The 24,633-nt window shown below is 68.1% G+C and carries 29 protein-coding genes and 1 tRNA gene; 22 read left to right on the forward strand and 8 right to left on the reverse strand.

Annotated elements, in window-relative coordinates; genetic code table 11:
• Positions 1–292, forward strand: a 292-nt coding sequence (locus C8N44_RS23380; RefSeq protein WP_158274047.1) for a hypothetical protein, incomplete at its 5' end; no start/stop codon positions are given.
• 164 nt (positions 293–456) lie between these two features.
• Here the strand turns inward: C8N44_RS23380 and C8N44_RS11970 are convergent.
• Positions 457–546, reverse strand: a tRNA-Ser gene (locus tag C8N44_RS11970).
• A 140-nt stretch (positions 547–686) separates the two neighbouring features.
• Between C8N44_RS11970 and C8N44_RS11975 the strand changes: the two genes are divergently transcribed.
• The 7 genes from C8N44_RS11975 (at position 687) to C8N44_RS12005 (ending at position 6,981) form a co-directional block, all read left to right on the forward strand.
• A complete protein-coding gene (locus C8N44_RS11975) occupies positions 687–1,499 on the forward strand; it encodes a hypothetical protein (protein ID WP_107976822.1) in 813 nt (270 codons plus the stop codon).
• 220 nt (positions 1,500–1,719) lie between these two features.
• Positions 1,720–2,373, forward strand: a complete 654-nt coding sequence (locus C8N44_RS11980) for a 50S ribosomal protein L21 (protein WP_107976824.1) — start codon at positions 1,720–1,722, stop codon at positions 2,371–2,373.
• Positions 2,374–2,391: 18 nt separating this feature from the next.
• On the forward strand, positions 2,392–2,661 hold the full coding sequence (rpmA, locus tag C8N44_RS11985; RefSeq protein ID WP_107976826.1) for a 50S ribosomal protein L27: 270 nt from the start codon (positions 2,392–2,394) through the stop codon (positions 2,659–2,661).
• A 190-nt stretch (positions 2,662–2,851) separates the two neighbouring features.
• Positions 2,852–3,394: a GNAT family N-acetyltransferase gene (locus tag C8N44_RS11990; protein ID WP_107976828.1), complete on the forward strand. Its 543-nt coding sequence runs from the start codon at positions 2,852–2,854 to the stop codon at positions 3,392–3,394.
• A 119-nt stretch (positions 3,395–3,513) separates the two neighbouring features.
• Positions 3,514–4,554, forward strand: coding sequence for a GTPase ObgE (gene obgE / locus C8N44_RS11995; protein WP_107976830.1), 1,041 nt, complete (start codon positions 3,514–3,516; stop codon positions 4,552–4,554).
• Positions 4,542–5,669 (forward strand): glutamate 5-kinase, encoded by a 1,128-nt coding sequence (gene proB, locus C8N44_RS12000; protein ID WP_107976832.1) that lies wholly within the window; start codon positions 4,542–4,544, stop codon positions 5,667–5,669. The genes obgE and proB overlap by 13 nt, the downstream gene beginning before the upstream one ends.
• A 46-nt stretch (positions 5,670–5,715) precedes the next feature.
• Positions 5,716–6,981, forward strand: a complete 1,266-nt coding sequence (locus C8N44_RS12005; protein ID WP_107976834.1) for a glutamate-5-semialdehyde dehydrogenase — start codon at positions 5,716–5,718, stop codon at positions 6,979–6,981.
• A 10-nt stretch (positions 6,982–6,991) separates the two neighbouring features.
• Here C8N44_RS12005 and C8N44_RS12010 read toward each other — a convergent pair whose 3' ends face one another.
• Positions 6,992–7,615, reverse strand: a complete 624-nt coding sequence (locus tag C8N44_RS12010; RefSeq protein ID WP_107976836.1) for a histidine phosphotransferase family protein — start codon at positions 7,613–7,615, stop codon at positions 6,992–6,994.
• Positions 7,616–7,626: 11 nt separating this feature from the next.
• Between C8N44_RS12010 and C8N44_RS12015 the strand changes: the two genes are divergently transcribed.
• The 4 genes from C8N44_RS12015 to C8N44_RS12030 all read left to right on the forward strand — a co-directional run bounded on the left by C8N44_RS12015 (position 7,627) and on the right by C8N44_RS12030 (position 10,501).
• A complete protein-coding gene (locus C8N44_RS12015; RefSeq protein WP_107976838.1) occupies positions 7,627–7,809 on the forward strand; it encodes a DUF3553 domain-containing protein in 183 nt (60 codons plus the stop codon).
• A gap of 121 nt (positions 7,810–7,930) precedes the next feature.
• Complete coding sequence (gene olsB, locus C8N44_RS12020) at positions 7,931–8,707, forward strand: L-ornithine N(alpha)-acyltransferase (RefSeq protein WP_244641074.1); 777 nt, start codon at positions 7,931–7,933, stop codon at positions 8,705–8,707.
• Positions 8,704–9,537 carry a lyso-ornithine lipid O-acyltransferase gene (gene olsA, locus C8N44_RS12025; RefSeq protein ID WP_107976840.1) on the forward strand — a complete coding sequence of 278 codons (834 nt, stop codon included), beginning with the start codon at positions 8,704–8,706 and terminating at the stop codon, positions 9,535–9,537. The genes olsB and olsA overlap by 4 nt, the downstream gene beginning before the upstream one ends.
• A gap of 157 nt (positions 9,538–9,694) precedes the next feature.
• Positions 9,695–10,501: a transglutaminase-like domain-containing protein gene (locus C8N44_RS12030; protein WP_107976842.1), complete on the forward strand. Its 807-nt coding sequence runs from the start codon at positions 9,695–9,697 to the stop codon at positions 10,499–10,501.
• Positions 10,502–10,849: 348 nt separating this feature from the next.
• Here C8N44_RS12030 and C8N44_RS12035 read toward each other — a convergent pair whose 3' ends face one another.
• Positions 10,850–11,467, reverse strand: coding sequence for a thiamine phosphate synthase (locus C8N44_RS12035; RefSeq protein WP_107976844.1), 618 nt, complete (start codon positions 11,465–11,467; stop codon positions 10,850–10,852).
• 163 nt (positions 11,468–11,630) lie between these two features.
• Between C8N44_RS12035 and C8N44_RS12040 the strand changes: the two genes are divergently transcribed.
• The 10 genes from C8N44_RS12040 (at position 11,631) to C8N44_RS12085 (ending at position 19,799) form a co-directional block, all read left to right on the forward strand.
• Entirely contained in the window at positions 11,631–12,380 is a 750-nt protein-coding gene (locus C8N44_RS12040) for an RNA methyltransferase (RefSeq protein ID WP_107976846.1), read from the forward strand.
• 210 nt (positions 12,381–12,590) lie between these two features.
• Positions 12,591–13,739, forward strand: coding sequence for a heme A synthase (gene ctaA / locus C8N44_RS12045; RefSeq protein WP_107976848.1), 1,149 nt, complete (start codon positions 12,591–12,593; stop codon positions 13,737–13,739).
• A complete protein-coding gene (locus tag C8N44_RS12050; RefSeq protein ID WP_107976850.1) occupies positions 13,736–15,208 on the forward strand; it encodes a carboxypeptidase M32 in 1,473 nt (490 codons plus the stop codon). Before ctaA ends, C8N44_RS12050 begins: the two co-directional genes overlap by 4 nt.
• Before the next feature lie 97 nt (positions 15,209–15,305).
• Positions 15,306–15,920 carry a heme ABC exporter ATP-binding protein CcmA gene (gene ccmA / locus C8N44_RS12055; protein ID WP_107976852.1) on the forward strand — a complete coding sequence of 205 codons (615 nt, stop codon included), beginning with the start codon at positions 15,306–15,308 and terminating at the stop codon, positions 15,918–15,920.
• Positions 15,917–16,573 carry a heme exporter protein CcmB gene (gene ccmB / locus C8N44_RS12060; RefSeq protein WP_107976854.1) on the forward strand — a complete coding sequence of 219 codons (657 nt, stop codon included), beginning with the start codon at positions 15,917–15,919 and terminating at the stop codon, positions 16,571–16,573. The genes ccmA and ccmB overlap by 4 nt, the downstream gene beginning before the upstream one ends.
• A gap of 84 nt (positions 16,574–16,657) precedes the next feature.
• On the forward strand, positions 16,658–17,389 hold the full coding sequence (locus C8N44_RS12065) for a heme ABC transporter permease (RefSeq protein ID WP_107976856.1): 732 nt from the start codon (positions 16,658–16,660) through the stop codon (positions 17,387–17,389).
• Positions 17,386–17,550 (forward strand): heme exporter protein CcmD, encoded by a 165-nt coding sequence (gene ccmD, locus C8N44_RS12070; protein WP_107976858.1) that lies wholly within the window; start codon positions 17,386–17,388, stop codon positions 17,548–17,550. The genes C8N44_RS12065 and ccmD overlap by 4 nt, the downstream gene beginning before the upstream one ends.
• The gene (locus C8N44_RS12075) at positions 17,543–18,088 is read left to right on the forward strand and encodes a DsbE family thiol:disulfide interchange protein (RefSeq protein ID WP_107976859.1); all 546 of its coding nucleotides are present in this window, start codon (positions 17,543–17,545) and stop codon (positions 18,086–18,088) included. The genes ccmD and C8N44_RS12075 overlap by 8 nt, the downstream gene beginning before the upstream one ends.
• A 24-nt stretch (positions 18,089–18,112) precedes the next feature.
• Positions 18,113–19,015 (forward strand): endonuclease/exonuclease/phosphatase family protein, encoded by a 903-nt coding sequence (locus C8N44_RS12080; RefSeq protein ID WP_107976861.1) that lies wholly within the window; start codon positions 18,113–18,115, stop codon positions 19,013–19,015.
• A gap of 58 nt (positions 19,016–19,073) precedes the next feature.
• A complete protein-coding gene (locus C8N44_RS12085; RefSeq protein ID WP_107976863.1) occupies positions 19,074–19,799 on the forward strand; it encodes a heme-dependent oxidative N-demethylase family protein in 726 nt (241 codons plus the stop codon).
• On the opposite strand, the gene C8N44_RS12090 is transcribed toward C8N44_RS12085, so the two are convergent.
• The 5 genes from C8N44_RS12090 to C8N44_RS12110 all read right to left on the reverse strand — a co-directional run bounded on the left by C8N44_RS12090 (position 19,786) and on the right by C8N44_RS12110 (position 24,545).
• Entirely contained in the window at positions 19,786–20,946 is a 1,161-nt protein-coding gene (locus tag C8N44_RS12090) for a benzoate/H(+) symporter BenE family transporter (protein WP_107976865.1), read from the reverse strand. The genes C8N44_RS12085 and C8N44_RS12090 overlap by 14 nt on opposite strands.
• A 136-nt stretch (positions 20,947–21,082) precedes the next feature.
• Positions 21,083–21,688 carry a ferric reductase-like transmembrane domain-containing protein gene (locus C8N44_RS12095; RefSeq protein ID WP_107976867.1) on the reverse strand — a complete coding sequence of 202 codons (606 nt, stop codon included), beginning with the start codon at positions 21,686–21,688 and terminating at the stop codon, positions 21,083–21,085.
• Complete coding sequence (locus C8N44_RS12100) at positions 21,685–22,185, reverse strand: peptidase associated/transthyretin-like domain-containing protein (protein ID WP_107976869.1); 501 nt, start codon at positions 22,183–22,185, stop codon at positions 21,685–21,687. The genes C8N44_RS12095 and C8N44_RS12100 overlap by 4 nt, the downstream gene beginning before the upstream one ends.
• Positions 22,186–22,395: 210 nt before the next feature.
• On the reverse strand, positions 22,396–23,493 hold the full coding sequence (locus C8N44_RS12105) for a tRNA-dihydrouridine synthase (protein WP_107976871.1): 1,098 nt from the start codon (positions 23,491–23,493) through the stop codon (positions 22,396–22,398).
• A gap of 314 nt (positions 23,494–23,807) precedes the next feature.
• Positions 23,808–24,545 (reverse strand): hypothetical protein, encoded by a 738-nt coding sequence (locus C8N44_RS12110; protein WP_146178840.1) that lies wholly within the window; start codon positions 24,543–24,545, stop codon positions 23,808–23,810.
• Between the last annotated feature and the right edge of the window lie 88 nt (positions 24,546–24,633).

The following is a 24,633-nucleotide window of genomic DNA, read 5'->3' on the forward strand; positions in this document are numbered from 1 at the left end:
TACACCGCGCTCGGAATACCTGTCACCGAGCCCATGGGATAAGTGCGTCCGGGGAAAGGGGAGCCTCGGCTATCAGGCGATTTGCGCAACAGAGCCGACGGAAGTAACAAAGCTGGAGTGGAAGCTGACTTTCACGCACAAGGTCGCCGACGCTCAAACCGCCCAGGACATTGAGCAGACGGTTCTGAAGAAGTTCTCAGGCTTCCAGCTCGCAAGTAACGGAGAGGTCTTGCAGGGGGTCGCCGAGCTGGATGTGCAGCTTGCGATTAAAGAAGCGGCGGCGCGGGCCTGATCTAGCGCTGGCGCCTGATCTAGCGCTGGCGCTCTAGGTGTGGGAGAGGCCAGCGAGATGCGGGCATCTGTCAGGCGTCCGTTGGCAAGCTTTTCCTCAATGGCGGGGTCTTTGGCGGGTAGCCGCCTCGAAACGCAGATTTCCCTAATAAAATCAGGGAGTAGTGGCGGAGAGACAGGGATTCGAACCCTGGGACCCCGTGAAGGGTCAACGGTTTTCGAGACCGCCCCGTTCGACCACTCCGGCACCTCTCCGCGGGGGTCGTGTGGAGAGCCATCTAGTAAATCGTCCCGGGGCGTGCAACAGGGAATTTCCCGACCTGACCCAGGGTGAGGCCATTGGAAAGATGCGGGCCGCGCCCTAAGCTGGATACGGCCTTCATTGAGGATCGATCATGCCCCGTCTTCTCGCCAGTGCGCTTGCCGCGCTCATCGTGACATCCGTGCCGCTTCGGGCAGCGCCCGCCGACGATCTGCTCGAGGCGCTGCGCATCGACGACATGCTCCGGATCATGCGCGACGAGGGGATGGACTACGGTCGCGATCTTTCGACCGACATGTTCGGACGCCCCGCCAGCGCGCGCTGGGAAGAGGTCGTGTCCGAGATCTACGACACCGATCGCATGCGCGAGATCGTCCGCGAGGGCGTCGAAGAGGGGCTCGAAGGACAGGAGGTTCCCGCGATCCTTGACTTCCTCGAAAGCCAGGAGGGGCAGCACGTGGTCGCGCTGGAACTCGTAGCGCGCGAGGCGATGATCGACGAGGGCACCGAGGCCGCCGCGCGCGAGCGCTTCCGTGCCATCGAGGGCAGTGACGACCCGGTGCTGCTGGAGGTGGAGCGCTTCGTCGAGGCCAACGACCTTGTCGAGGCCAACGTCGCCGGTGCCCTGAACGCCTCGTTCCAGTTCTACCAGGGCCTCGCCGACGGCGGCGCGATCGAGATCACCGAGGGCGAGATCCTCTCCGAGGTCTGGGCCACCGAGGAGGAAACCCGCGCAGACACCCGCGACTGGCTCTACGGCTTCATGCTCATGGCCTACACGCCGCTCGAGCAGGCCCGGCTCGAGGACTACGTGGAGCTTTCGGCCACCGACGAAGGGCGCCTGATGAACCGCGCGCTCTTCACCGGCTTCAACACCATGTACGATTCGATCTCCTACGCGCTCGGTCTCGCCGCGGCGCGGGAAATGCAGGGCGAGGACCTCTGAAAAGACGCGCGCGAGGCAGCCTGCGCGCTTGACAAGAGGGGCCGTCGCGGACCATATGCGCGCTACGCAGAGACGGGGCTTCGGCCCCGCCTTTCGTTTTTGTCAACATTGTCCCGCACCGCGGGGCACGCCGTCCGAGGCTGGCAGGGCAGGGGCCCTTCCGCGAAACGCCCGATCCGGGGGCCACAGGACGCGGCAGAGAAGAAGAGGAACGCGATAGATGTTCGCGGTTATGAAAACCGGTGGCAAACAGTACAAGGTCCAGTCGGGCGACACGCTCCGGATCGAGAAGCTGGCCGCCGATGCGGGCGAAACCGTCCAGTTCAACGACATCCTGATGCTCGGCGGCGACAGCACCGTCGTGGGCGCGCCCTTCGTGGCCGGCGCCGCGGTACAGGCCGAAGTGGTCGACCAGATCAAGGGTGAGAAGGTCATCCACTACACCCGCCGCCGCCGGAAGCACAGCTCCAAGCGGACCAAGGGTCACCGCCAGCAGCTCACCACCGTCCGGATCACCGAGATCCTGTCCGAGGGTGGCGACAAGACCGGCGTGAAGGCCGCCATGGGTGCCGGCGTTGCCGGGGCTCTTGGTCTCGGCGTCGACCGTTACACCTCGAACGCGGACGAACAGGACGACATGGTCGCCCGCGTCAAGAACAACGAAGCCAAGGCCGAACCCGCCTCCGCGGCCGGCACGGCCGAGGGCGCAGGCGACGACCTGACCAAGATCAACGGTGTCGGCCCCGCCGCCGCCAAGAAGCTGTACGAAGCCGGCATCACCACCTTTGCCCAGCTCGCAGCCCTGGACGCCGACACCTTCGAGGCGACCAAGGTGAAGCCCGAGTGGGTCGAGCAGGCGAAGACGCTGGCCTGAGCCTAAGGAGAGAGACACATGGCACACAAGAAAGCAGGCGGTTCCTCCCGTAACGGACGCGACTCTGCCGGCCGTCGACTGGGCGTGAAGCTCTACGGCGGTGAACTCGCAATCCCGGGCAACATCATCGTGCGCCAGCGCGGCACGAAGTTCTGGCCCGGTGAAGGCGTCGGCATGGGCAAGGATCACACGATCTTCGCCACGACGGAGGGCAACGTGTCCTTCAGCAAGGGCCTGAAGGGTCGTACCTTCATTTCCGTGCTGCCGGCAGCGGAGGCTGCCGAATAAGCCGAACCCCGGCGCAACGAACACATGAAGGGGATCGGCAAGGCGCCGGTCCCCTTCTTCGTTTCCGCATGCCCGTGTCACGGACCGGCGGAACGGCCGGGGGGCTGGCAGGTTTAGCAGGACCGCAAGACCCCGCGGTTCAACAAGGTGCGGAGAGCCCGCGCCACGTGCCGTTCAGAGGAGGAGCGACATGAACATCGAGACCCCGGTCCAGGACCAGCAGGTGATCTCCACGGAACGTTTCGACCTGCGCCCGGTGCGCCGGTCCGACATGGGCCTTCTGGAGCTCTACACCTCGGACAAGCGTCTTGCGCGCATGACCACGTCGATTCCCCACCCGCTGCCGCCCGGCGCGTCCGAGGCCTTCGTGACCCGTGCCACCAAGGACGGCCGCGACGAGGACATCTGGGTCATGGATTCGACCAAGACCGGCGGGTCCGAGCTCATGGGCGTGATCGCGCTCGAACGCATGGATCGCAACCAGTCCGAGATCGGCTTCTGGGTTGCGCCGCCCTACTGGAACACCGGCCTCGCCTCCGAGGCGGTGCAGGCGCTGGTCGATGCCAACCCTCTGGGAAGCGAGACGATGTTCGCCAGCGTCTTTCAGGACAACCCCGCCTCGGCGCGGGTGCTGGTGCACTGCGGCTTCGACTACATCGGCGATGCCGAGGCCTATTCCGTCGCCCGCGGTGCCACCGTGCCGACCTGGACCTATCTCAAGCGTCTCGGCTGACAGGTCGGGCGCATCCCTCATGCCCCCGGGGACGGTCCCGGGGGTGCCACCACGCCGCTTGAGGCGGCAGGGCGCAGGGGATACACCCCCGCCAAAGGCCATACGCGAAAGCCCATCCCATGAAGTTCCTCGATCTCTGCAAGGTCTACATCCGCTCGGGCGGGGGCGGGAACGGCTGCATCAGCTTCCGCCGCGAAAAATTCATCGAATACGGCGGCCCGGACGGCGGTGACGGCGGCGACGGCGGCAGCGTCTGGGCCGAGGCCGTGGACGGTCTCAACACGCTCATCGACTTCCGCTACCAGCAGCACTGGTTCGCCCAGAACGGGCAGGGCGGCATGGGCAGCAACCGCACCGGCCGCGACGGCGAGGAAATTACCCTCCGCGTGCCCGTGGGCACCGAGATCCTCGACGAGGACGGCGAAACGGTCGTGGCCGACCTGACCGAACTGGGCCAGCGCGTGCAGCTCGCACGCGGAGGCAACGGCGGCTGGGGCAACCTGCGCTTCAAGACCTCGACCAACCAGGCCCCGCGCCGCGCCAACCCCGGCCAACCGGGTGTCGAGCGCACGCTCTGGCTGCGACTGAAGCTCATCGCGGATGTCGGCCTTGTCGGGCTGCCCAACGCGGGCAAGTCCACCTTCCTCGCCGCGACCTCCAACGCGCGGCCCAAGATCGCCGACTATCCCTTCACCACGCTGCACCCGAATCTCGGCGTGGTTGGTGTCGACGATACCGAGATCGTCGTGGCCGACATTCCCGGCCTCATCGAGGGCGCACACGAGGGGCGCGGTCTGGGCGACATCTTCCTCGGTCACGTCGAACGCTCGGCGGTGCTGCTGCACCTGCTCGACGGCACCAGCGGCTCGCTCATCGAGGACTGGCAGACCATCTGCAACGAGCTCGACGCCTACGGTGCGGGCCTCGCCGACAAGCCGCGCGTGACCGTGCTGAACAAGATCGACGCGCTCGACGACGAGGAACGCGCCTTCCTCAAGGAGGAGCTGGAAGCCGCCGGGGCCGAGGACGTGCGCCTCATGTCCGGCGCCAGCGGTGAAGGCGTGCAGGAGGTGCTCCGCGCCCTGCGGCCCCACGTCTCCGAGAAGCGCGCCTTCGAACGCGGCGACCACCTCGAGGAGGAAGGTCCTTGGGAACCCTGAGTTCGGCACGGCGGATCGTCGTCAAGATCGGCTCGGCGCTTCTGGTCGACCGCGACACCGGCGCGCTGCGCGCCGACTGGCTCAAGGCATTGGCCGAGGACGTCGCCCGCCTCAAGGCGCGCGGCGCGGACGTGATCCTTGTCTCGTCGGGTTCCATCGCGCTGGGGCGCGGCGTGCTGAAGCTGGCCGAAGGCACGCTGCCGCTTGAACAAAGCCAGGCCGCCGCCGCCGTCGGCCAGATCCGCCTCGCCCGCGCCTACGAAGAGGCGCTCGCGCCTCACGACATCACCACCGCGCAGGTGCTGGTCACGCTCGAGGACACCACCTCGCGCCGCCGCTACCTCAACACCCGCGCCACGCTGGGCACGCTGGTCAACCTCGGCACGGTCCCCATCGTGAACGAGAACGACACCGTCGCCACGGACGAGATCCGCTACGGCGACAATGACCGGCTCGCCGCGCAGGTGGCCGTCACCGTGGGCGCCGACATGCTTGTGCTGCTGTCGGACGTCGACGGGCTCTACACCGGCAACCCCAACAGCGACCCCGACGCCCGGCACTTGGCCGAAGTGGCCGAAATCACCCCCGCGATCGAGGACATGGCCGGCGACGCGGGCTCGGGCCTGTCCAAGGGCGGCATGAAGACCAAGGTGCTCGCCGCCAAGACCGCCACCGCTGCCGGTTGCGCCATGCTGATCGGGCAGGGCGCTTCCGCCCACGCCCTGCGCGCGCTCGAAGAGGGCGCGAAATGCACCCTCTTCACGCCGCAGACCGATCCCCATATCGCCCGCAAGCGCTGGATCTCGGCCATGAAGCCGCGCGGAGCCGTCTTTGTCGACGCGGGCGCCGTCCGCGCGCTGGGGCAGGGCAAGTCGCTCCTGCCCGCGGGGCTGTCCCGCATCGAGGGCAACTTCGGCCGCGGCGACCCGGTTGCCATCCGCGATCCCGAGGGCCACGTGCTGGGCCACGGCCTCGCCCGCTACACCGCCGAAGAGGCCGGCCTCATCGCCGGCCACCGCAGCGCCGAGATCGAGGAGCTTCTGGGCTACCCCGGTCGCGCCGTGCTCATCCACCGGGACGACATGGCCCTTCAGACATCGGCGAAAACCGGTTAACCAAGGGTCCAATCCCCATCCTGCAAAAGGTTCAGGAGGCTCCGACATGAAGGACATGACCGACATTCCCGCCCTGATGGCCGAAATCGGCCAGCGCGCGAAAACGGCCGCTGCGGAGCTTGCCTTTGCCCCAGCCGAGGTGAAACGCGCAGCCCTCGAGGCCGCCGCCGACGCCGTCTGGGCCCGCCGCGCCGAGATCGTCGAGGAAAACGCCAAGGACATCGCCTTCGGCCGCGACAAGGGCCTGAGCGACGCCATGATGGACCGGCTCAAGCTCGACGAGGACCGCATCAAGGGCATCTGCGACGGCCTGCGCGCCGTCGCCGCCCAGGCCGATCCCGTGGGCGCCGTCATGACCGAATGGGACCGCCCCAGCGGGTTGCACATCCAGCGCGTGCGCACGCCGCTCGGCGTTGTCGGCGTGATCTACGAATCGCGCCCCAACGTGACCGCCGACGCGGGCGCGCTCTGCCTCAAGGCCGGCAACGCCGTCATCCTGCGCGGCGGCTCGGAAAGCTTCCATTCCTCCGGCGCCATCCACGCCTGCCTCGTCGAGGGGCTGCGCGCTGCGGGCCTGCCCGAGGACGCGATCCAGCTTGTCCCCACCCGCGACCGCGCCGCGGTGAGCGAGATGCTCACCATGACCGACACCATCGACGTGATCGTGCCGCGCGGCGGCAAGGGCCTCGTCGGCCTCGTACAGCGCGAGGCCCGCGTGCCCGTCTTCGCCCACCTCGAAGGCATCGTGCACATCTACATCGACAAGGCCGCCGACCCGGCCAAGGCGCTCGAGGTGGTGCTGAATGCCAAGACCCGCCGCACCGGCATCTGCGGCGCCGCCGAATGCCTGCTGATCCACGAGGACGTCGCCGGGACCCTCGGCCGCGACATCCTCGGTGCGCTGGCCGAGGCCGGGGTCGAGGTGCGCGGCGACGCGACGCTTCAGGGCATCGAGGGCATCACACCGGCGCAGGACGACGACTGGGGCCGCGAATACCTCGACATGATCGTCGCGGCCAAGGTCGTGCCCGACGTGGACGCCGCCATCGCCCATATCCGCCAGTACGGCTCCAACCACACCGACTGCATCCTCACCGAGGACGACGCTTGCGCCGACCGTTTCTTCCAGCGGCTCGACAGCGCCATCCTCATGCGCAACGCCTCGACGCAGTTTGCCGACGGCGGCGAATTCGGCATGGGCGCCGAGATCGGCATCGCCACAGGCAAGATGCACGCCCGCGGCCCGGTCGGGGCGGAACAACTCACCAGCTTCAAGTACCTCGTAACCGGAAACGGAACGGTGCGCGGCTAGGCCCGGGGGTCTAGCCGATCCGGATGTCGATGCGCGTCTCTTCGGTGCGGGCCAGAAGGCCCATGCCGCTTTCGCGGGCGAAAAGCGACAGCAGCGCGAACTGCACCCGCGATGGTGAGATCTCCTCCACGACCGCCGGCCCGCCGAGACAGGCCCAGATCTCGGGTTCGATCCGCATCCGCGGCCCGCTCGCCACGATCTGCCAGATCCCGTCCACCCGCGCGAAGCTGACTTCGCCACCCGCGGAGAGGGCGCTTTCGCAGCACAGAAAGGCGAGGCTGAGCAATTGCGCCTCGAACCGGGGCAGATCCTCGGTAAGCGTCCACTTTGCAGCGATCCGCCCGCCCTGCGTGACACCGGCCAGGATATCGGTCATGTCCCGGCTGGACATGACCTGCTCGGACCCTGCCGACCCGAAGGCCACGCGGAAAAGCCGGATCCGCGCGGTGGCATTGGTGCAGCTGTCCTGGATCAGCTGCATTTCCGGGGCAGGGGCGGCGCTGGCCTGTTCCAGCGCGATCAGCTCCAGCCCGTTCTGGATGGCTGAAATCGGGCTGATGAGATCGTGGCAGAGGCGCGACCCTACCAATGCGGCGAGCGCCGCCCTATCGTCCGACATATCGTACTCCACCATGGGAGGGAGTCATGAGTGACCTGAACCAGATGCTCGAGCCAGGCATGCTCGTCCAGAATCCCGACCGTCCCGACTGGGGCGTCGGACAGGTGCAGTCCAACATCGGCGGGAAGATCACGGTGAACTTTCCCGATGAAGGCAAGCTGGTTCTGGATGGTCGCCTGATCACACTTGTCCCGTACTTCGGAGATTAGGTTAACGGCCAGATGGTTTAAGGAAGGTTAACATAGCCTTTCATCTCCGTCGCGCACACCTCTCCCCGGTCTCCCCTGTCGAGGCTTGTTGGCTTGAAAGTGATCGACTAGAAGCAGCCCTATGACGGTTGTGGGGCAGAGGATGGCGGCCGCGCAGGGCTTCGACGTGCGCCTTGCGGGCTCCGAAGACGAGATCGCGGCCGCGCAGCGCCTGCGGTACGACGTCTTTGTCGAGGAGCTTGGGGGCGACGGCCCGCTGGTGGATCACGAAAATCGCCTCGAACGCGACCGCTTCGATCCCTATTTCGACCACCTGATCGCCACCGACACGAATCGCGGCGAGGTGGTCGGCGTCTACCGCCTCCTGCGCGACGACCAGGCGGCCCGCGCCGGCCAGTTCTACTCCGAGGACGAATACGACCTCTCTCAGCTCCGCAACAGCGGACGCCGGCTGATGGAGCTCGGCCGGTCCTGCCTGCACCCCGATTACCGCGGCGGCCCGGCGATGTTCCTGCTCTGGCAGGGGCTGGCCGACTACGTGCGCCAGCACGGGATCGAGGTGCTCTTCGGCGTCGCCAGCTTCCACGGCACCGACCCGCAGGCGCTCGCCGCGCCGCTCTCGCTGCTGCATCACAGGCACCTTGCGCCGGAGGAGCTGCGCGTGCGCTCCCGCGCCTTCCAGTCCATGGATCTTATCCCCGAGGCCGATCTCGACCGCCGCGCGGCCATGCTCGAGGTGCCGGCGCTGATCAAGGGCTACCTTCGTCTCGGCGGCTTCGTGGGCGAGGGCGCCTACGTCGACCACGACTTCAACACCACCGACATCTGTCTTGTCATGGACAGCGCGCGCCTCAACGCGCGGCAGGCGGGGCTCTACACCCGCGCCGGGGGCGCATGAGCCTCACCTGGGAGGGCGGAGAGCCGCCCGCCCGACCGCCGCTTGGCGCAGGCGACTGGCTGCGCGTGATCTGGCGGGGCGGGGCGCTCGGCACCGTTACCTTCGGATGCCTCGCGCTCCTGCTGCTTGTCCGCCTGGTGGAACGTCCGCTGTGCGGTGTGCGCCGCCCGGTGACGCCCTGGATCACCCAGTTCGTCTGCCGCATGGCCTTCGTCATCCTGCGGCTGCCGATCTCGGCCCGCGGCCCCCGGATGACCGGGCCCGGCGCCATCGTCGCCAACCACACCAGCTGGCTCGACATCTTCGCGCTCAACAGCCGGCGCAACGTCTACTTCGTCTCCAAGGCCGAGGTGGCGGGCTGGCCCGGCATCGGCTGGCTGGCGCGGGCCACCGGCACGCTTTTCATCGCGCGCGACCGGCGCGAGGCAACGGCCCAGACCCGCGCCTTCGAAGAACGCCTCCTGCAGGGCCAGCGACTGCTGTTCTTCCCCGAGGGTACATCGACCGACGGCATGCGCGTGCTGCCCTTCCGGACCACGCTGTTCGCCGCCTTCTTCGCCGAGCCGCTGCGGCATTCCATGCAGGTGCAGGCGGTCAGCGTCGTCTACCACGCGCCGACGGGCGAGGACCCGCGCTTCTACGGCTGGTGGGGTGACATGGACTTCGGCCCCAGCCTTCTGCGCGTGCTGGCACAACGCCAGCAGGGCCGCGTCGAACTGCGCTACCACCCGCCGTTGCGCGTCGACGACTTTCCCAACCGCAAGACGCTCGCCGCCCGGCTCGAGACGCAGGTGCGCGACGGCCATGAACGGGGCGCCGGTTCGGTGTAAAATTGAGCCGTAGCCGGTGTGACCTTCGCCTTCGGGTGGTCACGCCATGGCAGCCATGCAACCTTCGTGATAGAAGCAACGTTCGGATGCGTCGGGGTGAACGGCCGGGCCGCGACGGACGACAACAGGGTCAGGACGAGGACGAGGGAGTGACGACATGCGCATGCGTGTAGGATGCCGGATGAGCTACGACATACCGGCGCCGACGCCGATGATCCTGCTGGTCAACGTGCACTATTCACGGGCAAGCGATCTGGAACGCCCCGATCACCTCGTGACCGAGCCCACGGTCCCGGTGGAAGGCTACCGCGACAGCTTCGGCAACTGGTGCAACCGCCTGGTGGCCCCCGCCGGGCGTTTCACCGTCTCGACCGACGCCTACCTACAGGACGACGGCACCCCCGATCCGGTCGCCCCCGACGCGGCGCAGGTCCCGGTCGAGCTGCTGCCCAGCGACACGCTCGGCTTCCTGCTGCCCTCGCGCTACTGCGAATCCGATGTGCTGTCGGACTTCGCCTGGCAACGCTTCGGCAACACGCCCGAGGGCTGGCCCCGGGTGCAGGCGGTCTGCGACTTCGTGCACAACCACGTCACCTTCGACTACGAACAGGCCCGCGACACCCGCACCGCTGTCGGCGCGCTCGAGGACCGCGTGGGCGTCTGCCGTGACTTCGCGCACCTCGCCGTCGCGCTCTGTCGCGCGCTCAACATCCCCACGCGCTACTGCAACGGCTACGTCAGCGACATCGGCAACGCGCCCGCCCCGGTGCCCGATTTCGCGGCCTGGATGGAGGTCTACCTCGGTGGCCGCTGGTGGACCTTCGATCCCCGCAACAACGACACGCGCTACGGCCGTGTGCTGATCTCGCGCGGGCGCGACGCGGCGGACGTGCCGCTCACCCACAGCTTCGGCCTGCACGACCTCGCCGAGTTCACCGTCTGGACGGAGAAAGTAGAGGACTGATGCAGTCTGCTTGCCGCACAGGGTGCCTGCTGGCGCAAGTGCAACGCCAGCCGGGCCAGCGCAGGACCGTGGTGTGGCGCAGCGCCCTTTGAGGTAGGCGCTTTATCCCGGCCAAGCCCGGATGACCTCTGAACGATGCCCTCCAATTGCAAAAGCGCCAGACCGTCACGCCGGAGGCGTGCCGACGGATAATCGGCGCACCTCTGGTGCGACCGGACGGTCCGGCGCTGGCCCGGCGGGGCTGAAGCCCCTTGTTCCGGGCGTTTCAGGGCATGGCTCGCATCTTGTTCAAGTTAGCAAGCGAAACCGCCCGACCGGGCGCGGCGTCGCTGACCCGAGGCCCGCGCCTCAGCCCATCGCCGCCCGAAGCCGCTCCAGCGCCGCGGCGGGATCGTCCTCGCGCCAGATCTCCGGGCCGATGCCGAAGAAATCGGTGAAGGGCGCCAGCTCGGCCACCTTCTCGACGGTCAGCCCACCCTCGGCCACCACCGGCACCTCGATCATCTCAGACCACCACTGGAACAGGTCCCGCTCGGCCACGGCCCCGTCGCCCAGTCCGGTCTCGACCACCGGGCCAAAGGCCACGTAATCCGCGCCGGCCTCGCCCGCGCTCATCCCGTCGTGGCTCGACTGGCCGCAATGACAACCCACGATAGCGTCATTGCCCAACGTCTTGCGCGCCGCGCGCACGCCCCGCGATCCCGACAGGTGCACCCCGTCCAGCCCCAGCCGTTCGGCCAACACCACGTGCGTGTCGATCACCGTGGCGATGTCGCGCTGATGCGCCACCTCGCGCACCGCGTCGGCGGCGCGCACCAGCACGTCCTCGTCGTGGCTTGCCAGCGCGAGGCGCAGGCAGGCGACCTCCACCCGGTCGAGCACGCGTGCAAGCGTGTCGGGAAAGCTGCCGAGATCGATCTCGGTCGGCGTGATGAGGTAGATCTGGGGGGCGTCCTGCTCGGGCATGAAGGCTCCGTAAGGCTCTATCATTCTTTGGGCCGGTCTCATACCGCGCCCTTCGGGCTTTGACCATCGGGTTTCTGCGCCCCGCCGTCGTCCTGCCACCGCCAAGCCTTGCACCACGCCACCGCGCGGCCTAGAGGGGCGCACGCAGAACCGGAGGGGTGTCATGTACACGCAACAGGCAGGCCCGGCCTTCGTGCTGGTGCGCCCCCAGATGGGCGAGAACATCGGCGCGGCGTCGCGCGCCATGTGGAACTTCGGGCTCGACCGGATGCGGCTGGTGAGCCCCCGCGACGGCTGGCCCAATCCCAAGGCGACCGCCATGGCCAGTGGGGCGGGGCGGCTGCTCGACAACGCGATCCTCAGCGGTACGCTGCCCGAGGCGCTCGACGACAGCACGCTCACCTTCGCCACCACCGCGCGGCCCCGCGGCATGACGAAACCCGTCTACTCGCCCGAGGCCGCCATGCGCGCCGCGCAGGAGCACATCGCCCAAGGCGGCCGGGTCTCGGTCATGTTCGGCCCCGAACGCGCCGGGCTCGAGAATGCCGACATCGCCCAGGCCAACGCGATCATCTCGGTGCCCGTGAACCCCGAGTTCCCTTCGCTGAACCTCGCCCAGTGCGTGCTGCTGGTGGCCTACGAATGGCGCCGCGCCAGCGCCGAGGCCCCCGACATGGTGACCGAGATGGGCGGCACGGAATGGGCCAGTGCCGTCGAGCGCGACCACCTGTCCACGCACTACGAAGAGGTGCTGGACGAGGCCGGCTTCTTCTTCCCCGAGACCAAGGCAGAGGGCATGAAGGTCAACCTGCGCAACATGTGGTCGCGGATGCCACTGACACAGGCCGACGTGCGGATGCTGCACGGCATGCTTCGGCAGATGGTGCGCAGAAGAAAAGACCGGGCAGAGTGAACTCTGCCCGGAGGTGGTGCCGGTCAAGGCACAGGGAGGACCGTGGAAACTCGGACTGCTGAAACGCGCTTTCCATGAAAGTATAGCGCGGAACTCGCCATTAGCGATAGTAAGGTTTGCCTGACGTTTCTGCCCCCTCCCTGCGCCAACCCGTCCCGCTTGAAGCGGCAGGGGCCGGGGTCTAGTGTCCGCCGCAAACCGGAGGGTCGGATGGCGGAAAAACGCAAGCTTTTCGAGGATGTGACGGAAACCGGCGCCTCGCGCGAGGTACCCAAGGGCGGCATGATCGACGCCGGACGGCGCGGCGCACGCGGGGCGGTGCGCGTCTGGCTGATGGTGCTTTTCGCCATGGTGGTCGTCATGATCGCCGTCGGAGGGCTGACCCGTCTCACCGAATCCGGCCTCTCGATCACCGAATGGCGCCCGGTCACCGGCGCGCTGCCCCCCATGAATGCCGCCGACTGGGAAACGGAGTTCGAGAAATACCGCCAGATCCCGCAGTACGAACTGCTCAACAAGGGCATGACCCTGACCGAGTTCCAGTTCATCTACTGGTGGGAATGGGGCCACCGGCAGCTTGGCCGCGCCATCGGTCTGGTCTGGGCGCTCGGCTTCCTGGGCTTCCTCGTGACCCGGAAGATCCCCCCGGGGTGGACCGGACGCCTGCTCGGCATCGGCGTGCTCGGCGGGCTGCAGGGGGCCATCGGCTGGTGGATGGTCTACTCGGGCCTCTCGGGCGAGATGGTCTCGGTCGCCTCCTACCGGCTGGCCTCGCACCTGGGGCTGGCCTTCGTGATCCTCGGCTTCATCGCGTGGTATGTCTACGCTCTGGGCCGCGAGGAGCGCCAGCTCATGCAGGCCCGCAGGCTTGCCGAGCCCAAGCTCTTCTCGATGTCGACGGGGCTTCTGCACTTCGCCTTCCTGCAGATCCTGCTGGGCGCGCTGGTGGCGGGCATCGACGCTGGGCGGAACTACTCCGACTGGCCGCTCATGGCTGGGGGCTTCCTGCCGCCCGATCCGCTCCAGATCGAACCCCTCTGGCGCAACTTCTTTGAAAATGACGGCACCGTGCAGTTCATGCACCGCATGGCGGGCTACCTGCTGTTCGTCTTCGGCGTCGTCGTCTGGCTGCGCGGGCGCAAGTCCTCGCACCCCGACACGCGCTTCCGCTTCAACGCCGTCGCGGCCATGATGGTGGTGCAGATGCTGCTCGGCATCGTGACCGTCCTCTACATGGCGCCCCTTCAGATCGCGATCCTGCACCAGCTCGGTGCGGTCGTGCTCTGGGCGCTGATCCTGCGCGCGCGTTTCGCCGCGCGCTACCCCATTCAAACGACGATCCGCGGAGCCCGCGCATGAGTGCCTACGACGAGTTGATGGAATACCAGCGCGACACCGAGGCGCTGGGACAGGTGGCCGGGCGGCTGCACTGGGACATGGAAACGGTGATGCCCAAGGGCGCCGGCGACCAGCGCAGCGACGAGCTCGCCGCGATGGAGCACGTCCTGCACGCCCGCAAGACCGAGCCGCGCATCGGCGACTGGCTTGCCGCCATCGACGAGGCGAGCCTCGACGAGGTCGGCCGCGCCAACCTGCGCCACATCCGCCGCAGCTACGAGCGCACCCGCCGCTTGCCGGTCAAGCTCGCCGCCGAGATCGCGCGCACCACCTCGCGCAGCCACGCGGTCTGGGCACAGGCCCGCGCCGAAGACGATTTCGCCGCCTTCGCCCCCATGCTGAAAGAGGTCGTGCGCCTCAAGCGCGAGGAGGGTGCGGCGCTGGCCGATGGTGGCGATCCCTACGACGCGCTCATGGACGATTATGAGCCCGGCGCCACCGCCGCCGACCTCGAGGCCATGTTCGGCGCCCTGCGCCCGCGCCTCGTGGCGCTGCGCGAGAAGGTGCTTGGCAAGCCCATGCCGCGGGGCCTCGAGGGCACCTACGACGACGACGCCCAGATGGAGCTCACCCGGAGGATCGCGGCCACCTTCGGCTACGACTTCAGCCGCGGCCGCGTCGACAAGGCGGTGCACCCCTTCAGCTCGGGCAGCGGCGACGACGTGCGCATCACCACGCGCACCAACCCGCTCGACCCGTTCAACTGCATCTTCTCGACCATTCACGAGACCGGCCACGCCTCCTACGAGCAGGGCATCGACCCGGCCTATCGCCTCACGCCGCTGGGGCAGGGCGTCTCCATGGGCGTGCACGAAAGCCAGTCGCGCATCTACGAGAACCAGCTCGGCCGCGGCCGAGCCTTCTGCGGCCACCTGCACGGCATGATGACCGAGAGCTTCGGCGATCTCGGCATGGATCCGGAGGCCTTCTACGCCGCCGTGAACCGCGTGCAGAACGGCTACATCCGGACGGAGTCCGACGAGGTGCAGTACAACCTGCACATCTTCCTGCGCTTCGATCTCGAACGCCAGCTCATCGCCGGCACGCTCGACGTGGACGACCTCGAGGAGGCCTGGAACGCGCGCTTCCTCGCGGACTTCGGCTACCCCGTCGAAAAGGCCTCGGACGGGGTGCTGCAGGACGTGCACTGGTCGCTCGGCCTCATCGGCTATTTCCCGACCTACAGCCTCGGCAACGTCTACGCCGGTTGCCTGAACGAGGCGCTGCGCGGCGCGGTGCCCGATCTCGACGACCAGCTGGCCCGCGGTGACACCTCCGGCGCCACCGGCTGGCTGCGCGAGAACCTGCAACGCCACGGCGGGCTTTACGAGCCGCGCGAGGTCGTGACCCGCGCCTGTGGTGCGGCGCCCAGCGAGGGGCCGCTGCTGGATTACCTCGAGGCGAAGTTCGCGGGGATCTACGGGCTGTGATGGCTTTTCGGGGAGGGCAAGGGGGCTCTGCCCCCGCCGCGGCTGCGCCGCGACTCCCCCGAGGTATTTTCAGCGAGAAGAAGCGCAGGGGGCTGTCTTGGACCTGACGCTTGCGGACGTGACCGTGGCGCGCGGCGGCGTGCCGGTGCTGGAGGGGGTGAGCTTCTCGCTCGCGCCCGGCCGGGCGCTGGTGCTGCGCGGGCCGAATGGGTCGGGCAAGACCACGCTTCTGCGCACGGTGGCGGGGCTGCAACCCGAGCTTTCAGGCACGATCGAGGGCGCGGGCGAGCGGGTGGCCTATGCCGCCCATGCCGACGGGCTGAAGGCTATGCTCAGCGTGGGCGAAAACCTGCGCTTCTGGGCGCGGGTCTTTGGGCTGAGCGAGATTGGCGCGGCGCTCGCGGCCTTCGACCTCGAACGGCTGGAGGATCGGCTGGCGGGGAACCTCTCGGCCGGGCAGAAGCGCCGGCTGGGGCTGGCGCGGCTCATGGTGACGGGGCGGCCGCTCTGGGTGCTGGACGAGCCGACCGTGTCGCTCGACGCGGCCTCGGTCGCGCTGTTTGCCGACGCCGTGCGCGCGCATCTCGGGCAGGGGGGCTCGGCGCTCATGGCCACGCACATCGACCTCGGCATCCCGGAGGCCGGGATCTTCGACGTCACGTCCCTGCGCGCGCGTCCCCGCGCCGCCGTGCAGGACGAGGCCTTCCTGTGATCGCGCTACTGTCTCGGGACCTCAAGCTCGCCGTGCGGGCGGGCGGGGGCTTTGGCCTGGGCCTCGCCTTCTTCCTGATCGTCACCGTCCTCATCCCCTTCGGCGTCGGCCCCGAGACCGAGCTTCTGTCGCGTATCGCGCCCGGCGTGCTCTGGATCGGGGCGCTGCTGGCCTGCCTGCTCTCGCTCGACCGGATCTTCGCGCTCGACTGGGAGGACGGATCGCTCGACCTGCTGGCCACGGCGCCCCTGCCGCTCGAGGCCATCGTGACGATCAAGGCCGCCGCGCATTGGCTCACCACCGGGCTACCGCTGGTTCTGGCCGCGCCTGCGCTCGGCGTGCTGCTGAGCCTGCCGCAGGGCGCCTACCTCTGGGTGCTGGTGAGCCTCGCGCTCGGCACCCCGGCGCTGTCGGTCATCGGCACCTTCGGCGCGGCGCTCACCGTGGGGCTGAAGCGTGGCGGGCTGCTGCTGTCGCTGCTGGTGCTGCCGCTCTACGTGCCGACCCTGATCTTCGGCGCCGAACTGGCCCGCCGCGGCGCCGCGGGGCTGGAGGTCGAGGCGCCGCTTTTGATGTTGGCTGGGATCAGCTTCGGCACGCTGGCGCTTTTGCCCTTCGCCAGCGCGGCGGTGCTGCGCATCAACCTGCGCTGAAGGGCCTTTCAGTCGCAGCCCGGTGCCGTTGCCTCGGGCCGCGATTTGAGGTGTAACCGGGGGACCAAACGACAGGGCCGAGGCATGGCATCGATCTGGGAATACGCCAATCCGGTAAAGTTCATCCGCACGACGGACCGCCTGCTGCCGTGGATCTCGGTGGCGGCGGTGGCCTGTCTTGCCGTGGGGCTGGTCTGGGGATTCTTCTTCACGCCCGAGGACTATCGTCAGGGTTCAACCGTCAAGATCATCTACCTGCACGTGCCCGCCGCTCTCATGGCGATCAACGCGTGGCTTATGATGCTCGTGGCCTCGCTCGTCTGGATCGTGCGCCGCCACCACGTGAGCGCGCTGGCCGCACGTGCCGCCGCCCCCGTGGGCGCGGTCATGACGCTCATCGCGCTGGCCACCGGCGCCATCTGGGGCCAGCCCATGTGGGGCACCTGGTGGGCTTGGGACCCGCGGCTGACCTCCTTCCTGATCCTGTTCCTGTTCTACCTCGGCTACATGGCGCTCTGGGAGGCGATCGAGAATGACGACACCGCCGCCGACCTGACCGCGATCCTCTGCCTTGTCGGGTCGGTTTTCGCGCTGCTGTCGCGCTACGCGGTGCTGTTCTGGAACCAGGGCCTGCACCAGGGCGCGTCGCTGTCGATGGACGCCGAGGAGAACGTGGCTGACGTCTTCTGGTACCCGCTGCTCGTCTGCATGGCGGGCTTCATCCTGCTGTTCGTCGCGCTCGTCTTCCTGCGCACCCAGACCGAGATCCGGGCCCGCCGGATGCGCGCGCTCATCGCAAGGGAAGGGGCTTACTGATGCCCGAACTTGGCAAATACGCGGTTTCCGTGCTCAGCGCCTACGGCGTCTCGCTGGGGCTTCTGGCGGTGCTCGTGGGGCTCAGCGTGGCCCGCGCCCGCCGCGTGAAGGCGCAGCTTGCGCGCGTCGAGGACCGGCAGGGGAGACAGCATCATGGCTAGGATTTCGCCGCTCATGGCGCTGCCGCCGGTGATCTTCGCGGGCTTCGCGGCGCTGGTCTACTTCGGCATGCTGCGCGAGGACCCCGACGGGCTGCCCTCGACCCGCGTCGGGCAGGAGGCCCCGCCGATCACCGAGACCGCCTTGCCGGGCTACCCGGGCGTCACGGCCGAGGACCTCCGCTCGGGCGAGCTCACGCTTGTGAACTTCTGGGCCAGCTGGTGCCCGCCCTGCCGGGCCGAGCATCCGCGCCTGATGGAGATGGCCGAGGACGAGGGCCTGCGCATCGTCGGCGTGAACTTCAAGGATCAGGAGGGGAACGCCCGCCAGTACCTTGAAGAATATGAAAATCCCTTCATGGCCGTGCCTTTCGATCCGCGCGGGCGCACCGCCATCGACTGGGGTGTGACCGCCCCGCCCGAGACCTTCATCGTGAACGGCGAGGGCGAGGTGCTCTTTCGCTTTGCCGGGCCGCTCGTGGGCACGGACTACGAGCAGCGCTTTGTCCCGGCCCTGAACGCGGCGCTTTCGGGCTCCTGATGCCACGTCATTCCGGGACAGATCGTGCCGCCTGAGGGGGGCGCCCTGCGGCGCGTCCTGGTGGTCGTCACGGCGCTTGCCTTCCTGCTGTTGCTGGCGGGCTTCGGCGCGCGGCTGCACCCGGCGGGCGACACCATCGGTGTCTTCCGTATCCCCTTGGCCGTGGTTACGATTGCGGGCGCGCTGCTGCTCTGGCGCCCGCTGACCGCGACGGTGCCGGCTGCGCTCATCGCCGCGGCGGCTCTCATTCCGCACCTGCCGGGGCTTGCGCCGGAGGAACCTGCAGAGCCCATGCTGACACTCTACCAGCAGAACCTGCTCTATTCCCGAACCGACCACGAGGCCTTCCTGGCCGAGATCCGCAGGCAGGCGCCCGACGTCATCACCCTGCAGGAGGTCTCCAAGCAGAACGTCGCGATCATCGATGCGCTTTCCGACCTCTATCCGCACCAGCATTTCTGTCCCGTGGGCGACAGGTTCGGCGAGGCCGTGCTTACGCGCCTGCCGGTCGAGGAGGGCAGCGTCGAGTGCCTGCCGGACGGCGGTCTCGCCCTGCTGCGCGTCCGGACCGGGGCCGGGCCAATGTGGATCGGTTCTGTGCACCTCAACTGGCCCTGGCCGCGCGGTCAGGCGATCGAGGTGGACGAGCTCCTGCCGGTTCTCGAGGGGCTCGAGGGGGCGGTGCTTCTGGCGGGCGATTTCAACGCTGTGCCCTGGTCGCACGCCGTGCGCCGGATGGGCCGCGCCGCAGGGGCCCGCCGCGCCGGTCCCGGCCGCGCCAGCTTTGTCCTGCCGTTCATCCACCTGCCGGTCACCATCGACCACATCCTTGCGCCGGAAGGCTTCGACGGCGGTGCAAAGGTGATGTCGCGGCTCGGCTCGGATCACCGCGGGGTGCTCGCGTGGCTGGATCGCGCGCCACAGTAGCAGGCCGCGTCACACCAGCCCTCTGTCCAAGCGCCGCGCGGCGGGCTAGGGCAGGGGCATGATCCTGCAATCGCGCCTTCCCTACGACATCGACGCCGCCCGCAAGCTGCCGGGCATCGCGCCGCTCGATCCCGCCGACTGGCTCATGGTTGACGAGGCCTTCGCCGACCAGATGGCCCTGCGCGAAACCCTCCTGCGGGACCGTCGCGACGATGTCCTCCGCCTCGACCCCGCCGCCATGCCCGCCGCGCTGGAGCTGCTCGACACGGTCATTGCCGCGCTGCCCGAGGACTTCCACGCCACAGACACCGCCATCACCCGCCCCGACTGCGCCCGCGTCACCCTCGACCGGACCGACCCGATGGGCACCCTTGGCCACCTCGTACAGGAGGACCTCTGCCTGCTGGAAAAACGCGGCGAGGAACACGTGCTCACCGGGGCCGTGCTCTGCTTCCCCGCCAGCTGGACGCTTTCCGAGAAGGTCCTCAAGCCCCTCACCGCGATCCACGTGCCCGTGCCCGAATACGATGCCGACATCGCCCGCCGGGTGCAGCGGCTCTTCGACGGGGTGAAACCCGGCCGCCCGCTCTGGCGCTTCAACGCGCTGCGCTACGACGACCCCTCGCTCCACCACCCGCGCACTGAGAGCGCGCCCAAGGCGCTCGACCACCCCGACGACGCGCCCTTCCTGCGCTCCGAACGCCAATGCATCCTGCGCCTGCCGCAAACCGGCGCGGTGGTCTTCTCCATCCACACCTTCGTGGTCCGCGTCAGCGACGCTTGACGACCCAGACCAGCACGCCCGCGAGTGTCCCCCAGAAGGCCCCGCTGATCCCCAGCAGGGTCATGCCGCTGGCGGCAAACAGGAAGGTCAGCGCCGGTGCCTCCAGCCGGTCAGCCACGCTGAACGCCCCCGACAGCGCCGAGACCAGCGCCGGCACCAGCGCCAGCCCCGCAACGGCGGTGATCAGCTCCGGCGGCGCCACGCCCGCCAGCGCCACGATCGGCTCCGAGCAGAAGGCGATGGCGACATAGGTCACGCCCGAGGTGATCGCCGCCCAGTAGCGCTGCGCCGGATCGCGGCCCGCGTCCTCGCCCGCCATCATGGCCGCCGTGATCGCCGACATGTTCACCGGGATGCCGCCGAAGGGCGCGATCAGCAGGCTAGCCAGCCCCGTGCGCCGGATCATCGGCTGCCGCTCGACCGCGTAGCCGTTCAGCTCCAGCACGGCAAAGCCGGGGATGTTCTGCCCCGCCATGGTCACCAGGTACAGCGGCAGGCCCACGGAGATCGCCCCCTGCAGGCTGAAGACCGGCATGACGGCCTCGAGCGCGGGCAGGCCGAAGCCACCCGCCGCCATGCCCGCCGTGACGTCCACCGAAAGGAAGGTCACGACCAGAAAGGCAAGGATCGTCAACGGCATGGCCGCCATCCGGTGCCACGCCAGCCCCGCGCCCCAGGCCAGTACCAGCGGCAGGATCAGTGCCGGCGCCGTGCCAAGCGCCTGCGCGGGCGCAAGGCAAAGCCGCAGCAGAACCCCCGCCAGCAGCGCGTTGGCCAGCGGCTTGGGGATCGCCGCCACCAGCCGCCCCAGCGCGGGCACGAAACCCGTCAGCACGATCAGCGCCGCACAGACCGCCAGCGCGCCCACCGCCTCGGCAAAGCCGCCGGGCAGGACGTGGGCCGAGGCAAGGAAGGCCGCGCCCGGCGTCGACCACGCCACCGCCGCCGGGATGCGCGACAACGCGGGCAGCACGATGCTGCAAAGCCCCATGGCCAGCGTGGCAAAGAAGAGCCCCGTGGCCACCTGCGCCTCGCTCGCCCCCACGGCCGAGATCCCCGACAGCACGATGGCAAAGGACGCGGCATAGCCCACGAAGGCCGCCAGAACACCCATGTAGATTGCTGAAAAAGATACCTGCCGGACCATCGCGCCGATCCCCTCTCGCTGCCCCGTTCCCCCGGGTTGGCCCGGGTGTCGCGGTTTGACTACAGCAAGCCGCCGGGGCAGGCGAGGCGAATGCGCGCCACTGTGCACCCGCACGTGCAGGCCGCGTGAAAGAGGCTCACGTCCCTCGGCGTGAAATTCCCGGAAACCGGGCACGCGCCACGGCGGCGATCGCGGCAGCCAGGGCAGCAAGGCAAAGCGCCCACTTGCTGACCGTGCCCATCGTGCCTTCGATCTGCACCGCGTGGATCACGGTCCCCAGAACCACAACCAGAGCGAGCACGTTGTGGATCGCGGCCCATGTCGCGGGCCTGAGCCGCATCTTGCGCCGCAGCGCCACCAGGACCGCGCTCAGCACCACGGCCCACATGGAGGTCACGCCCCAGACCGAGAACGGCGTGGGCGAGCGCAAAAGCAGGGCGTCGATGGCATCCGGGGGGCTCGCGATCAGCAGCCCGCCGACATGCACGGCGACCAGGACGACCAGCACAAAGCCCGTGCGCCGGTGCCAGCGGCGCAACCGTGCAGGCGCCACGCCCGGTGGCCGCGTCTTCAGCAGCGGCTGGATCAGAAGCACCCCGAGCGCCAGCACCCCCGCAAGGCTTGCCGCGACATAGGAGGGCGGGCGATAGGCGTGAAGTGGGCTCAGGGCCGCGACGAGGACCGGAACCGCGACGAACAACGCCAGCGCGCCCCAGGCGAGGATCGTCCGGCTAAGGGTCAAGCCTCGGCAAGCACGAAGTGCGCCTCGAGGCGCGTGTCGCGGGCCGACGACATCACCGGACGCAGGAACACTGTCTTGAAGCCGCCGCCGGCGAACTCGGCGTCATAGGCCAGGTGCCCGTGCGGCTGCCCGAAGGTGGGCACGATCTGTGGCATGTCCATCAGGAACGCCCCGGTGGCATCTGTCAGTGTGGCGCCGTGGCTCTCGGGGTCGCTCTCGTAGCCCTCGGTCGTGTGGGCCCAGATCTGGATGCGGGCGCCTTCGATGGGTGCGCCGTCCCCGGCGCGGCGCACGGTACCGGTCATCCGGAAGCCGCCGCTGCCGATCCGGTCAACGATCGGCGCACCGGGTCGATAGTTGTTGGCCCCGCCCCGCATCGTCGGAGTGGGGGCCAAACCTTGTGCCCGGGCCGGGCGGAATATGGCGGGCGCGAAAAGGCCCGCACTCGCGGCTGCGGCGCCTGCGATCATCATGCGGCGGGAGGCGATAAGTGTCATGTCGGGTCTCCTTCGCTTCGAATTCCCAAATAGGATGATGACCTAGATTGCCCGATGCGCAAAGGAACGTAGCGCAAGAAATCGTGAGACGGCGCTGCCGATGCGCGGCGCCAGCACGTGAGTGACGGTCTTTGGCAAACCTTCCCGGAAAGGGCTGAGAGCGTCCGGAGCGCGATGCAAAGGGTGCGGGCATGCCCGCACCCCCTGGCCTCAGGCCGACTGCGCGTAGCCGCCGTTGTAATCCTCGCTCTTCCGGCGGATCTGCGAATGCTCCACGATCCGCTCGCGCGCGACGCCCCGGAACTCCTCGATCGAGGAATAGCCCTTCCGCTCGAGATAGTCGGCAAGGTCGTCCGTCAGCTCCTTGATGAGCTTCACGCCCACGCCGCCGCTGCCCTTTTCCTCCATCGCCGCGGTGCAGATCTGAAGGTTGCCCGCCCCGTGCACGATGAAGTTGAAGGCCTCGCGAAAGCCCTTGATCCCGCCGATCCCCGAGATCGACTTGTCCGGGTAGGCGCGCGACAGCGACGACACCCGGTCCAGCGCCTGGTGCAGGATGGCAAGGCCGCCCTGGCCGCCGGACGTCACCAGCCCGTCCACCTCGACCTCGAACTTCATTGTCTCGGGGTCCATCAGCGGCAGCGACGGGAAGGTGTTGCAGAGCGAGATCGACGACGCCCCCGCCGCATAGGCCGCGCCCGCCCCGTCGATCAGCGACGAGGACGACGGCGTGAGCTTGACCCAGATCGGCACGTCCACCGCGGCCTTCACCGCCTTCAGCACCGACTGGATGATCTCTTCGTCGTTGGCGATATGCGCCCCCATGTCCTTGCGGTCCATGTGCGGGCACGACAGGTTCAGTTCCAGCGCGTCGCAGCCGACGCCGACGCAGGCTTTCGCCAGCGTCTGCCAGTTCTGCATCTCCTCCTCGCTGCCCGCGCCCGCCATGATCGAGGCGATCACCATCCGGTCGGGGTAGGTCTCCTTGATCTCTTTCAGGTCCGGCAGCCACTGCTCCAGCGGTTGGTCCGAGATAAGCTCCCAGTTCCACGAGGAATGCGACACCGTGTCGGGCCGCTTCTCGCGCGAGACGTAGGGCTTCGTCTCGCTGGTGCGCTGGTAGATCGTCTTGGGCCCCGCGACGTTCTCCACCGGGTGCAGGCCGATGGTCTTGGTGACCACGCCGCCCCAGCCCGCCTCGAAGGCCTTGAGGATCTTACGCTTGCTCTCCGTCGGCGGCGCGGAGGCCAGGATGAAGGGGTTAACAAAGTCGAGTCCGGTGAACTGTGTCGTCAAGTCTATCGTCATGGCGCATCCCTCCTGCTGCTGTGGAAACCAGCACCGACTTTTTTGACCATTTAGTCAATAATTCTCTGAGCCCGCAGTCAGCCGAGGTGCAAAAGGCACAAAAGGCGCCGCGTTTTGATGTAAAGATGGGCAAGCGGGCGCGTTGCTCGCGCAGGCTGATCCTCCCAGGACGAGGGACCGGTGTCGCCAAGAGGGCAGGTGGCAAGGGTCTGAAAGCTTTTCCCGCCGAAGGGAAGACTGCCGTTCAAGCCACAAGCGGCGAACAGCCGCGTGGTGCCGATGTGATCACCGGCCTAGATCAATTCCCCGTTTCGTCAGTCGTCCAGACGCCAGCTATCGATGAGTTTCAGGGCCTGGTTTGCTGGCTTCGCCCAGCCGTCAGAAGCGGTGGCAAGGTGGGCGGGAAAGGTCAGGTAGAGCACCGTGTTCGTCTCCGTGTTCCAGACCGGGCCGTCACAGATCGGCTGGATCACAGGGCCTCCGGTATCCTCGTTGGCGACATTGCAGCGCAGCATTGCGCGGAGCGCTCCCGCTTGCTCAAGGAGGCGATAGTCGGCATGGGCCGGATCGCCCTCGAATGGGACATTCCCGTAGGGAGCGAGCCGTCCCTCACCCATAGGGGCAGGCTGTAGGCCACGCGCCTCCGCGACCTCGAACCGACGGATGGAATCCGGTGACGGGACAAGGGGGCCTGCCCACAGGATCTCCGCTTGCACGACTGGCCCGCCGGTGACGAAGTCAGGATCGAAGAAGAGATTCCGATCCACGGGGCGAAGGTCGTCGACGTGGAATGCGAAAGCCATCGTCGCCTCGGTCCCGGTCACAAGCGTAGGGTCGTAGGCCCCATCGGCCACGTAGCCAGTTCGCCCCGGCGCCGCGGCCAAGGCGCGCTCCATGGCCGGGCGCGAGGTAATCAAAGGCACGTCCACCTCTGGGATCCACGGCGTACGATATTCGAGCGGGTAGCTGAACCAGTGCCCCTGCTGCCAGTGTAGGCCCTGTTGAGAAGAGCCGGCGAGGGCGGGGCCGAATCCGGGGATCAAGGTGGCCATCAGGAGGACCGCAAAGTTCGAGATGCTGCACCGGCCCATCATGCGCCAGAGGCCGCGCCGAGCTTCACCTCCATGTGAGTGCTCTTCG

The sequence above is a fragment of the Allosediminivita pacifica genome (assembly GCF_003054175.1).
Lineage (GTDB): Bacteria > Pseudomonadota > Alphaproteobacteria > Rhodobacterales > Rhodobacteraceae > Allosediminivita > Allosediminivita pacifica.